The 12590-nt window shown below is 40.2% G+C and carries 10 protein-coding genes and 1 pseudogene; 4 read left to right on the top strand and 7 right to left on the bottom strand.

The genetic code is table 11. From position 1 onward, the window contains the following. Window positions 1-369 precede the first annotated feature (369 nt). From AACW45_RS00245 to AACW45_RS00260, 4 genes and pseudogenes are all read right to left on the bottom strand, one after another. Window positions 370-1215: a DUF6920 family protein gene (locus AACW45_RS00245; RefSeq protein ID WP_199330844.1), complete on the bottom strand. Its 846-nt coding sequence runs from the start codon at window positions 1213-1215 to the stop codon at window positions 370-372. A gap of 166 nt (window positions 1216-1381) precedes the next feature. Further along, window positions 1382-2968: a GMC oxidoreductase gene (locus AACW45_RS00250; protein ID WP_190626520.1), complete on the bottom strand. Its 1587-nt coding sequence runs from the start codon at window positions 2966-2968 to the stop codon at window positions 1382-1384. Between the two features lie 31 nt (window positions 2969-2999). Continuing rightward, complete coding sequence (locus tag AACW45_RS00255) at window positions 3000-3989, bottom strand: aldo/keto reductase (protein WP_190626521.1); 990 nt, start codon at window positions 3987-3989, stop codon at window positions 3000-3002. Window positions 3990-4658: 669 nt separating this feature from the next. Then, window positions 4659-4853 (bottom strand): annotated as a pseudogene (locus AACW45_RS00260) (hypothetical protein); the annotation flags it as partial. Window positions 4854-5387: 534 nt separating this feature from the next. Here AACW45_RS00260 and AACW45_RS00265 point away from each other — a divergent pair. The 4 genes from AACW45_RS00265 (at window position 5388) to AACW45_RS00280 (ending at window position 7003) form a co-directional block, all read left to right on the top strand. Beyond that, complete coding sequence (locus AACW45_RS00265; protein ID WP_190626523.1) at window positions 5388-5564, top strand: hypothetical protein; 177 nt, start codon at window positions 5388-5390, stop codon at window positions 5562-5564. A gap of 57 nt (window positions 5565-5621) precedes the next feature. Continuing rightward, window positions 5622-5801, top strand: coding sequence for a hypothetical protein (locus AACW45_RS00270; protein WP_190626524.1), 180 nt, complete (start codon window positions 5622-5624; stop codon window positions 5799-5801). 202 nt (window positions 5802-6003) lie between these two features. Continuing rightward, complete coding sequence (locus AACW45_RS00275; RefSeq protein ID WP_190626526.1) at window positions 6004-6411, top strand: beta-lactamase hydrolase domain-containing protein; 408 nt, start codon at window positions 6004-6006, stop codon at window positions 6409-6411. 118 nt (window positions 6412-6529) lie between these two features. Further along, window positions 6530-7003 carry a hypothetical protein gene (locus AACW45_RS00280; RefSeq protein WP_190626528.1) on the top strand — a complete coding sequence of 158 codons (474 nt, stop codon included), beginning with the start codon at window positions 6530-6532 and terminating at the stop codon, window positions 7001-7003. Between the two features lie 348 nt (window positions 7004-7351). Here the strand turns inward: AACW45_RS00280 and AACW45_RS00285 are convergent, their stop codons facing one another. The 3 genes from AACW45_RS00285 to AACW45_RS00295 form a co-directional block, all read right to left on the bottom strand. After that, complete coding sequence (locus tag AACW45_RS00285; protein ID WP_190626530.1) at window positions 7352-8425, bottom strand: ATP-dependent 6-phosphofructokinase; 1074 nt, start codon at window positions 8423-8425, stop codon at window positions 7352-7354. Between the two features lie 10 nt (window positions 8426-8435). Further along, window positions 8436-8630 (bottom strand): DUF2949 domain-containing protein, encoded by a 195-nt coding sequence (locus AACW45_RS00290; RefSeq protein ID WP_190626532.1) that lies wholly within the window; start codon window positions 8628-8630, stop codon window positions 8436-8438. Window positions 8631-9817: 1187 nt separating this feature from the next. Continuing rightward, window positions 9818-12469: an AAA family ATPase gene (locus AACW45_RS00295; RefSeq protein ID WP_190626534.1), complete on the bottom strand. Its 2652-nt coding sequence runs from the start codon at window positions 12467-12469 to the stop codon at window positions 9818-9820. Window positions 12470-12590 lie beyond the last annotated feature (121 nt).

Here is a 12590-nt window from a genome sequence, read left to right on the forward strand (position 1 = left end):
ATAAAGTTTCGTAAATTTCGCTAAATTAATGATTTAACAGCTTAAAAGCTTAATTTTTGCTAAAAAATCCGCTAATTTAAACTTTGTAATTTAATTTTAATAATTGTGAAATTAAGAAACGATTGCGAAATTTTAATTCACAATTCGAGATTTTTATTACCGAATTAGAAAACTTGATTCATAAAATGCGATGCCTACGGCAACCCCTGCGGGGAACGCAATTCCATAAAAATTTCTGGACTAAATTTCTGGACAAACATCTCGCTCGCTGGTGTTCAAAAGCGAGCAAGATGCTCGCACTACTGAATTTGGGTAATTTATTTTTTGTAAGTCCTATATTTCGGGTATTTAATATTAATTGACAATTTCTCAACAAAACTCAGCTTGCTCGATGGTGGCACAGAAAAACTCAGAGTAACGATTGGTACCAAACCACCAGCCCACACTCATTTGATAGGGAATTGTCCAGCCACCAAATGTTTTTTCGGCGGCAATTTCTCCCCCAAAAGGTATGTAATTAAAGTCACCATTTTCTGTGTATTCTCCCCAACGTAGCAAAGATAATTTCAATAGTTTACCCGCAGCGTCTATCGTCATTGTCAGCGTTACAGGTTCGCCATCAATTTTCAGATTAGCTTGGATAGTATTGTCATCAATTGCCTGCCAAGTTACACCATTTTGCGGTAGCAAAGCTGAAGGTAACCAAATTAATTCAGCCACGAATCGCCCAATACTAGAGCGATTAATATCAGCATTGTGGGCGTTAACGATAGGAATTAACCCCCAAAGAAAAAAGCGCATTCGTCCCGATTGATTTGCATAGTAATCAGCACCCGCAAAGGTAAATAAACTTTTTCCGATAATTGGTTTCCAGACAAATCCTTTCAGCGTGGCGATGATTTCTGTGGCTTGCATCGGTATCCAGGGTTTATCCTGTGCCATTCTAAAAATACCGCTCATTTTTAAGCTGACAGCAGTAGCTAGCAGAGTTCCTGGTGCGATCGCATGGAGAAAGTAACGCTGTACCGGTGCGGGTAAATCTGCAACCATATCCGCAGTAAACCGATTTTCGCTGGAAATGGCTAAGAGCGATCGCCAAATTTGCTCAATTTCGCGATCGGTTTTGATCCGGATCGCGATCGCAATGAATATACAAATGCTGAGTATCGCCAGCAAACTAACTGCAATTAAATGAAAGATATAGTTAATAGTCATATTGCCTCCAATACAAAGGCAATTTCATACTAAACCGTAAATTTGAGGAACTTGTGAGGCTTTTATCTCAAAAATTAGGTGCATTACATAGTAGCTAACGCACCTATAAAATACCAAATGACCAATGACCATTGACCATTGACCATTGACCATTGACCATTAACTCTCACTTACCGTACAGTCTCTTAAGACAATCTGCAAGCCTAGCTGCTAACGCCACAACTGTAAGAGTTGGATTTGCATAACTAGAAGTTGTAAACACAGAACTACTAGCAATATATAAATTACTCACATCATAAACTTTGCAATTTGCATCTACAACACCAGTTTGTGGCGTGTTTGACATTCTCGTCGTCCCTAAATGATGTCCTGCTTGTGGCGGTGGAGATGTGAGGATTCCAGGGAGAACCTTTCCTGAACCAGTATTTTCTAGTGCTTGCTTGAGAATTTCTACAGATTTCTCCACACTGAAAATATCTAATTCGCTACAACGCCAATCAACTTTGAGTTGATTAATCCCAAAAATATCCTTGCTTTCGCTTAAACTTACAAGACTATTGGGGTTTGGTATCTGCTCGCTATCGATGCGGAATGTATACAGCTTAGATTTATTTTCTATAATTACAGAAGGTAATTTCTTTTGACTCAAAATTCTTTGAGTAATCCATTTATAAGAAAAACCTAGCATTCCTTGTGGGTCAAAAATAATATTTTTGAGATGCTCTGATAAATCTTGAGATATTTTTTGTTTTTTGATCAGAGATTTGGTTAAATAAGTCGCCGAAAGGATACCACTGTGATGGCTAGGATCTCTAAAGTTGGGACGCTCAACAAAAAAACGTTGATTTAATAGTCCATATTCTTGGCGTTTCTCTTCCCGAATAGCAATTGAATGTTGATAGTAAAGCCCATCAGGAAAGCGTTGATAATCCCAGATAACTGGTACTTTTTCTGCAAACTTAATTTTGATATAGCTATTGATATGTCCCATATAATATCGCCCTAAATGATTAAAGCGATTGCCAATTCCTTGTTTATGCACATCATTAGATACTAGTAATAATCTAGTAACTTCTAGCCCTCCAGTTGCTAGCACATATTGTTTTGCCCTTACCCGGAAATTATTTTTTCTTAAGGAAGCAACATCTAAATAATCAACGCTGTTACCTGTGTCGTCAGTGGCAATTTTCAGACAATTGGCATTTAACACCAAAGTGATATTCGGCGCATTTTTTAAAACATTTAAGTAGCGCTTACCAAAATTTGTTGGAGGACTAAATAAATATATCTGCTCAGTTGAGATATCATCTGAGTTTAAACCAGGAACTATTGATTTTGCGCCATCAACAGTATAGTTATAAGCTCCTAGTTCACAATATTTATGTGCTATTTCATAATAAGGATCTAAATCCTTTTTTGTAATCGGCCAACCACTGTAAGGGACATGAGATTTGTACTCAAAATCAGATGCATCAAATGGTACAGATCTCCCGCCCCAAACTGTTGTTGCTCCTCCTAACTGTCGTCGGCGATTTTCTTGTAAAGAACTATGAGTAGTGAGATCTACTTCTCCTTGATTTAAAATATCAAGATTTGCATCGTATTTAATTCCCCCACTTTCTAGTAACAGAACTTTTACATCTTGGTTCAGAAATTCCTGAGCTAAGGTGATACCTGCAGCACCAGCACCAACAATGCAGATATCACAATCTAGAGTTTCATTCTCTGTAATACTACGTGCATCAATAATCATTATTTGATTAACCTCAATCGAGATGAACTAGCTACAATCTCAATACCAAAGCAGCTATTTCTTCTTGAGTCAGAATTGGTGAAGAAAAAGCCGCTAAATTATTTGCTAAATGTTGACGATTTCGAGTACCAACAACAACTACAGACACGGGTGCAAATTGCAAAACAAATTGAATCGCAATTTGAGCGATCGCTTCGTTTCCTTTTTGCTTAACCAGTTCTTGCAGCTGTTGGACAGTATGATGCACCTTGATATCTTCAGTGACTTCCGGAAATAATTCGGGGTTTTGGATTATCTTAAACAGTTTCCCGGAAGCAAAAGCTTGTCTTGCAATTATCCCTACAGTATCTTTTTCGAGCAAAGGGAATACTTTATCAACAGCACTTTGATTGAGTAAATTAATTTCTATTTGTAGTGAAGAACACTCAGGATAATTTAAACAAACTAAAGCATCTTCTACATTTCGGCAAGCAATACCATAGTAGCGAATTTTACCTTGATACTTGAGCTTTTCTAATGTATCAAATACCTCACCCTCTCTAATCACTGATAGGGGAGGTTCGTGTAATTGAAAAATATCTAAGTAATCAGTCTGCAATCTTTTTAAACTCGCTTCTACAGCACCGATCAGGTATGTAGCAGAAAAATCCTGTTTTAATTGAGAAGACCTAGCTTGTAAAAGTGGCTGTTTTATGGGTTTGACTAAACGGATAATTGGTTTAAGAAAAGGTTTAAGTTTGGCAATGATATTACCAGTATTTGATAAACAAAATCCGGCTTTGCTGGCATAAATTACTCGATCTCGTTTATTTTTAAAAGTTTTACCTACCAGCCTTTCGCTTTCTCCTTGACCATAAATATCTGCAATATCGTAAAAATTAATCCCGCTATCAAGAGACTTTGACAAAGTGTTGATAATTTCCTGAGGACTTTGTTGATTAATCATTGAGCCAAAGTGTGACCCTCCGATTCCCATTTCTGAAACTACAAGGTCGGTAGAGCCAAAGTTTCTATATTTCATAATAATTCTTCATCTTCACTGAAGATTTTGAGCAAATTTTTCATATTTAACTTATATAATTAGCTAGGTATTTTGCCCATCCTACAAAAGTTAGATAATGTTCGCTAAGGTAAAAATTAGAGAAATTTATATTTTTTTCTGCATTTTTCATTGTGCTATACAGAGTCTCATATTTAACTTAGTTCACAACTATAGTCATCCTATTTCAGTTGTGAAAAATATCAGTTTTGACTGTTGACATTCAATAGTCAACAGTTAACAAATCTACATGTTAAGATTTCACAAATAATTTGAGATTGCTATAGGAAGTAGCTATAAGCGATCGCAAAATTTTGTGTTTCTGGATATAGATAATTTGGTCTAAGCACTAACGAAAAAACTAAGATTTGTTAAGTAGATGGAGGTAGATGGATTGTAGCTAAACAATTATGGCTATTAATTAGCTGTTTAGTGATGCCGACTAGATTATTGACTGATTTGTTCCACTGATAACAAAAATATTTACGAAGAATCTCAATGATTTTTTATTCTTGATAAAGACAATATCTCAAATAGTAATCACGATAATTTGGCATTTTTAATTCCTAATTATCTATGATGATTGCGCTTTTTACGTATTTACTTAAGTACTTAGGCGATAACGAAAAAATTATAACACAAAGCGTTGGTTTATGGCATGAGAAAGCTCAGATGTTCTCCATCCTGTGCGCGTAACTCATTCACTGTGCCTTGAAGCTTGAGTTCGCCTTTCTCTAGGACAATTACCCAATCTGCCCGTTCAATCACTCTGGGACGATGGCTGATGATAATCGTCATTTTACCCTGACGGGATAATAGTAATTTATCTAACACTTCTGCTTCAGTTTATGAAGCCCCTTCGGTGCGGGAACTCTTAAGGGGGAACAAGGAACAGTGGAAAGACGTAGCCCCGAAGCAAGGTTTTAAACCTCGCCCCTCGTGGGCGAAAAAATCCTTGTATCCTGAGGAAGGTAGAAACCCCACCCCTTGTGGGCGGCTTTGTTTCCCTGTTCCCTGTTCTCTGTTTCCCGTTCCCTTTTATTTTGAATACTTCGAGTGAGCTTCAGTACAAGTTTTGAATTTTGAATTGTTTGTCTCCCTTGTCTCTTTGAAGTTCTTATCGCCGGAAGCCGACGCTCAGACTTCTCTCTTTGTCTCTCTTCGCTAATTATTTTTTTTCCTCACAACTTCCTCAAATTTTTACCTTAACTTGAAATTACAGGCAACATCAGGTGACTACCAAAAACCGCAAGGGATCGTACATCGTTGTATTGCTGATGAGGTTGGTTAACCTGCGCTAGCAGCAAAATTGAAAATTTGGCAGTTAGTAAAGGTTTGCTGATTGCAAAAGAATAGTGACAGAATGTGCAGGAGCTAACTATGAAAACTCAATATTATTCTGATTTTCAAACCAATGAACTCCTCATCAGTTTGGTACTACTCCTGCTCATGTTCCTGCTAGGAACTGTTTGGTGGACTGGTGAAAGTAGAAAACCAGAACATTTTATACCGCGTACTGTTCCTTTTGAAATAGAGCTATATCAGATGTTTGCTTAGTTTTTTTTACTAAGTCTAATTGCCTAGCAACTTTTCAAAGATTAAGGAGAGAAATATATGTCTACCATCACTAAAGTTCGGCAAATTATCCAAGTAATTGGTGATTTCTTCCAACAAATAATTCAATATATTTCCATTGCTGCTACTAGAGCTTTTAGTCCTAGTGATGATAATTACCCAGCAACAGGACTACAACCATACGAAGGCGACCCTGCTATCAAAAGCAAAGATTATTAAACTTTAGCGCTCGAATTAAGAATAATGTTATGTATTTAATAAATCAACTTCATCATCCAGCCTAATACTTAACAGCAATTGTGATAAAAGTGATGATGTAATTGTGGTTATACAAGATAAAATATCTTGATTAATTAAAGTTTATTTATCGAACATAACATTAATTCTTTAATTCATTGCTCACCACAGGGAGGAGGGAGGGATGAATACAATTAAAAAAATTAATGATGAATTGGCGATCGCCGGACAAATTGCCCCTGAAGAGTTGAAAAGCTTGGCACAACAGGGTTACAGGTCTGTATTGAACCTGCGATCGCCTGACGAACAAGGTTTTCAAGATGGAGAGCAACTTTATACTCAGTTGCTAGGATTGCATTACGCAAATCTACCGACAAGAAGCACAGAAATTAATCCCCAAATTGCGCTCAAAGTTCTGCAAAAAATTGCCGAAATGCCCAAACCAGCATTGATTCATTGTGATAGTGCCGCAAGAGCGATCGCAATGGTTTTAATGTATATTTCTACCAAACAAGGTATTTCTTTAGAGGCATCATTTAAGCAAGCAGAAAATTTCGGTTTAATAGAAGATGTGATGAGTGTGAAACCGTGAAGAATTAAGGCAGAGCGCAGGAGGCAGTCTTGATGAAACAATTTTCATCGCTATGTATAAATGATTTAATATTGCTATATAATTAAAATTAATTAATTGATTTGGAGATTAATTAATTGTGTGGTTTTGGGAAGCAGATTCAATTGAATATGAAATATTTAAACAATACGAAAGAGCTTTAATGGCAATTGGCGTTAATTTTGCCTTAGAAGAAGTCCAAGATGCCCTCGAAAATTGTTCTGCTAACTTAGAAAACGCCTTCAGACGCACAATCGAATATGTCCTGTGGTTGCAGGAAAACCAAAGAGAAATATTTCCCAATGCAATTTTAATTCGCGCCTTACAAGAACAATGGCAACCTATAGCCTGGCGTGATGAATATTTAGAACTCCCTATGCTGCAATCTCCAGGACAAAGGTGGTGGAATGCATCTGCAAAAATGTGGGGAAACGAGTTACGCAATCGCCTAGTAGCTGATGTCTTTTATGATAACGGACAAGAATTTATTAAATTTACCAACGGCAAAGAATTAGTAGTTGAAACTGCATGGTGTTGGGAATGGGAACGAGTTCTCAAATATGCCAATAAGTAAGCCGGCGCAATCAAAGATAACTAGCGTTCGCGTAGCGTCTCCGACAGGAGAGGACTGTCATTTGTCATTTGTCATTTGTCATTTGTCATTTGTCATTTGTCATTGCTAAGGGTTTCAATGCATTTTATGTTTCGTAACATAATTGTGTTGATTTCCACCTACTTACTTAGTTCTAGCAATTCTCTGTAAACTGGCACTTAATAATTGCTTCTTTCTCTTGGCGTACTTGGCGTCTTGGCGGTTCATCAAATAAATATTAAGTGCATCATAGCGAATAGCTATTAATTATTTATTTATATGACTTACGCACAAAACCTCTTAACCCGGATTTCTCACATAAACCCTAATTTATTTCTGTAAATTCCCCACATAAATACCAAGCGATCGCGCTGTTTCTACGAGATAATTATGAGGATCTACCAATGACGGACTTTTCGCTAACACAGCTGACAAAGGTAAAGCCACAACTTCGCCATTTTGCCAAGCTACCATTTCACCCGATTTCCCATTAGCAATTAAATCTACCGCCGCTTTGCCAAAAGCACTAGCTACCAACCTATCCAAAGCCGAAGGAATCCCACCCCGTTGAATATGTCCTAAAACCGCAGCGCGAATATCAATAGTTTCGTGACTACAACTGCGCAGTTCATCAGCAATTAACTGTCCAATTCCGCAGGAAGGCTTGCTACAAGCTGCATAATTGAGCGAATCATCAGGAATATGCGCACCTTCCGCGACTACTACAATAGCAAATCTGCGTCCCCAGCGATCGCGTAATTCTCCTAAATGGGCGCAAATATCCTTAATCGTATAGGGAATTTCCGGGATTAAAATCACATCCGCACCGCCAGCAATCCCCGCATGTAGCGCCAAATGTCCCGCAGTACGTCCCATGACTTCTACAATCATCACGCGATCGTGACTAGCCGCCGTAAATGTGAGACGATTAAGAGCATCCACCACCGTATTGACAGCCGTATCAAAACCTACCACTCGTTCCGTCAGTGCCACATCATTATCAATAGTTTTCGGAATCGCAATAAATTGCCAATTTCCCTGATGTTGCAATTTGCTCAGAATAGCTAAACTTCCATCACCGCCAATCCCAATCAAAGCATCCAGCTTTAAAGCCTGATACCCCGCCATAATCTCATCCACATGAGCCAGCGTATCACCCTTATTGATACTACCGAGAATAGTCCCGCCCATACTCAACAAAGGATCGATTCCCCGCAAATCTAAACCATGCAAAGTCAAGGGAACCGTAGTTTTTTCTTGCAAACCCTTCGTAGCATAAGAAATTCCCACCACTTCCCAGCCATAAGTCAGAGTTGCATGACTGACAACAGCGCGAATCACCGTATTCAGTCCCGGACAATCACCGCCACTGGTAAGAATTCCTACTCGTTTTTGTGTAGTCATAGCAAATTAGCTAAAACACTGCATTTAACCAATCAAAAATTTCATCTAGCTGGCTCAAACTCACCAGCCCATATTGCCAAAGAATCATCGGTAATAAACTAGGATTAGAATCAGCATGGCGTAACGCCAATTGCACACCATCTGCCGGAATTGCCAAATCTTCGTGCAAAAAACGGAGGAATTTCGCAAGTCTTTTGGTATCCATAGTAGTCACCCTGCCTTGGCTATAAAAAAGATTACATGAAAAATCTGAGGAACTTGTGAAGACGCGATCGCGAGAATTACAGGCGATCATACCTTAAAGTTATAGAAATGCTCATTTAAAATTTTGGGCGTTGCTAAATATAGCGCTTCTCATTGCTTTATCCCGCAAGGAACTGAAGTTCCTTGCTCATAGTGAAAGTCATCTCAAGATGACTAAATTTCTTTGCAAAATCTTGAGTCTACTTTAGTAGACTTGGGCTATGAGCCTGAGAATTCATTCTCAGGCGGGTGAAAAAGCTAAGACAGAAGCTATTTTTATACCAATTTAAATAGATTATGTAGCACATCAATATATTCTAGAGGGCATGGCATTGCCATGCCCCTACCATCCGTCGCATTGTTTCTTTAAATTGGTATGAGCTAGTGCGATCGCAAAAAACGAAAAAGCCTAGCTACCATACAGCTTGTTATCCAACATTGCACTTTTTAAGCAACTAATCAACCCAAAAACTTGCGCAAAACACCAAAATGACTACGCGATTTACCGAAATGAGTCAGCAATAAGGCTTTTTATCTGCGGAAAACACCAAAATGAGTGCGTGATTCACCGAAATGAGAAAGCAATAAAGCTTTTTGAGTAGTTGAAATGGCTTTTTGCTTGCGGAAAACACCAAAACCAGAAAGCAATAAGGCTTTTTGAGTAGATGAAATGGCTTTTTAAGTAAGTAAAATGGCTTTTTGCCTACTTAAAACATCTAAACGAGAAAGTAATCAGCCTTTTTGTTGACTCAAAATTTAAAAATGAGTCTCTAATTTAAAGAAATCATCAAGCTACGCCTACCACAAGCTACGCCTCAAAACTTTTTGCGTAACCCATCAATTAGAGCGTTACAAATTTATCCCAATCCGCATTTTAATAAGTAATTAAAATTTCTGTAGGGGCAGGGTTTCCCCAATAGGTGTCAACTTAAGCTAAAAGCTATATACAGCGCGTATTGTACAAAAACCCTCGCCCTCATCCCCTCACCCCTTCTCCCCCTGGAGAAGGGGAATTAAATCTCTTGCTCCCCTCTCCCTGAGGGAGAGGGGCTGGGGGTGAGGGCAAAACCTTTGCACAAAGCGGGTTTGGTGTTAAGTTGACACCAATGGGTTTCCCCGCCCTTGTGCGGATTTCCTTATGTGGGTTTCTTACCCCCCCAACAAAGGATGATTTTGCACAACCCAACGCCGAAACAGTTCTACAATAATCCGCCAACGTCCCCCAGTCTCCGCCACCACATCATGACGCATTAAAACACCAAGCGCCGCTTGTAACTCTTCCCTACCCATAGCCGTAGACTCAGCTAAAGCATCTAAACTTAACCCTTCTGGGTGCGGTGCAAGTACTTGTATTATCGCCTGCTGACTACCCATCGCTTGACCCCAAACCCCGTCAAAATAGTAGCGTCCCCGCTTAAAAAACTCAGAGTCATTAATAACTGCGGCGACATCTTCCACCGTAAACACCGGATTTCGAGAACGTCCTTGCTCAAACACAAAATCATTGTAGCCGCGCACTAACTGGAATCCCAGCAATTGCACCAAATAAGGTTGACCAGATGTTAAAGCATAAATTTCATCTAATGCTTGCGGGGTATAGTCAAGAAGAAAATCTTCACCTGGGTTAGCGAGAATTTGCCTAGTAGCTGCACCTGTCAAAAATCCTACATGAATGGGAATGACACTAGCAAAGAAAGGCTGAAAATAATCTGCTGTCATTTCCTCCAAGGTGTGCAACCCAGCAAAAGCAAAAGCAACCTGAGAACTCATTTGCACCAACCCCCGCAGAAAACCCATAAAATCTTGGGGGATTCTTCCTAATTCAATTAGTTCTTCAATTTTCTCGAACTCATCTAAAGCGATGATTAGCCCACCTTTTAACTGTGCTTCTACCTGTTTTAAATAGCGTTCAAAAGTCCGGTAGGGAAGATTGAGCAAATCTGCATCAGCTGGCGGTGCAATATTAACAGCTTGGGAAATTTCATCAGTAATAGCCATTAGCACCTCGCCAACTCCTTGCGGACTATCTCCCAACCGCAACAAATTGACATAAATTAGCTGTATTCCTGAGCCTAGAGAACTAGCGGCGTTAATTAAAATAGAAGTCTTACCCATACGCCTGTGACCGTAGAGAACTACAGACTGGAGTTGATGACCCATCACCCAAAGTTCTTCTAACTGTCTAATGATATCTTCACGCCCAACAAAGAGATTACCTTGAACGGGGTCGCCTACTATATAAGGATTAACCACAGGCTTGGTGATGGTAACTTCCCCCACCTCACCAGCGATTTGTAACAAGCTTTCTTTCCAAGTTTGGGCGATATCGACAATTAATCCGCATTCTGCTTGCGGCAAAGTATCGGCTTGATTGAGGATGTTAGTCAGTTCACCTAAAGCGCGATTGAGAGCCAAAGACTTAGCTGAACGAGATACGCTACGATTAACAAACTGGACATCTTCAACAACTCGACGCAAGCTAGTAATTGTTTGCCAAGTGACTGGACGTAAAAGGGGTTCTGGCGGGAAAGTAGGTAATTGCACAGCAGCAATAGAGACTGGTTCTTTAGCTTGGTGAAATGCTGCAAGAGTTTGAGCAAGGGTATACATTTCCTCGCCATAAAGAAGAGAACGCACTACAGCAAAAGCCTCTGTTGCTTTTATTGGTTCTTTTTCATGTAGATACCAAAAACCAGCAGCAGCAGCACGAGCAGGAGTGTCTATGCGAGGATTGACAATTAGCGGAGGGGATAATGGCTGATTAAAATAACCAAAGAATAAAAAACCTTTAACCAGTTGTGACTGAATTTGTTTTCGCAAAGAAGTTGAAGCAAAACCAACCAACTTCCAATCAAAGGGATTAGCGGCTAATCCAGAAATGCGCCAAATTATTTGCTCTGAAGGTGTTTTGGCAAGTACTTTATTAACTGCTTGTACAACGGGAATAAATTGCAGAGTATAAGCTAGCAATTCATTAGTATTATGCAAAGCTGTTTCCCAATCTTGTTGGAGCCAATTCTGCAACCGCTTATCAAGATTCGGTAAGGGAATTGGAGTTATGCGGGGAAGTAAGAAACTACCAATTGGGATTTTTTGTAAATTTAAAGGTAAGCCAACTAGCCAATTCTCTGGACGCATAACCGCCAAGCCGAACGCCACGCCGAACGCCACGCCTACTGCCAAGCCGAACACCACGCCTAGCGCCACGCCGAACGCCACGCCTACGGCCACACCTTCTGCCAAGTCTACCGCTACATCGAACGCCACGCCTAGCGCCAAGCCTCCCATCACGCCTGCCACCACGGCTGCCACCACGCCTAGCGCCAAGCCTACCTCCACACCTAGCGCCACGCCTAGCCCCACGCCAAGCGTCACGCCTAGCGTCACGCCAAACGTCACGCCTAGCCCTACGTCCGCCACCTCTAGCGCCACGCCTCGCGCCACGCCTAGCGCCACGCCAAAAGCCATGCCTACCGCCACGCCGAACCAGATGACAGGAACGCCTATAGTCTCCAAAATTAGGCTTATAACCACTGATGTAGCTACTGTTAAAACTAACCCTTGGAAAAGTAACTGGTGCTGGATAGGATTTTGACGCAACAACTCTAATCCCTTTCGCCAATTCATCTCGCTTTCAGGGATATACCCACCCCCGAAAGTATCTACATACCACCGCAAAGCTTGGGGAAAATAAAATACCCAGTACAACAGGCGTAGATAATCCAAGGGGTTCCACAGCGATAGGGGACGGCGTAATTTAGGCGCTAAATTTAAACGCGGTACAGGCTGTTGTTGGTTCATAACTCAGTTAGGCTTAAATTGAGTAGGTTGGGTTGAGGAACGAAACCCAAAATTTTCGCGGCTTTGTTGGGTTTCACTGCGTTCAACCCAACCTACAATTATCCTTAACTGGTGTTGACTC

This window comes from Calothrix sp. FACHB-168 (genome assembly GCF_963889195.1).
Lineage (GTDB): Bacteria > Cyanobacteriota > Cyanobacteriia > Cyanobacteriales > Nostocaceae > Aulosira > Aulosira anomala_A.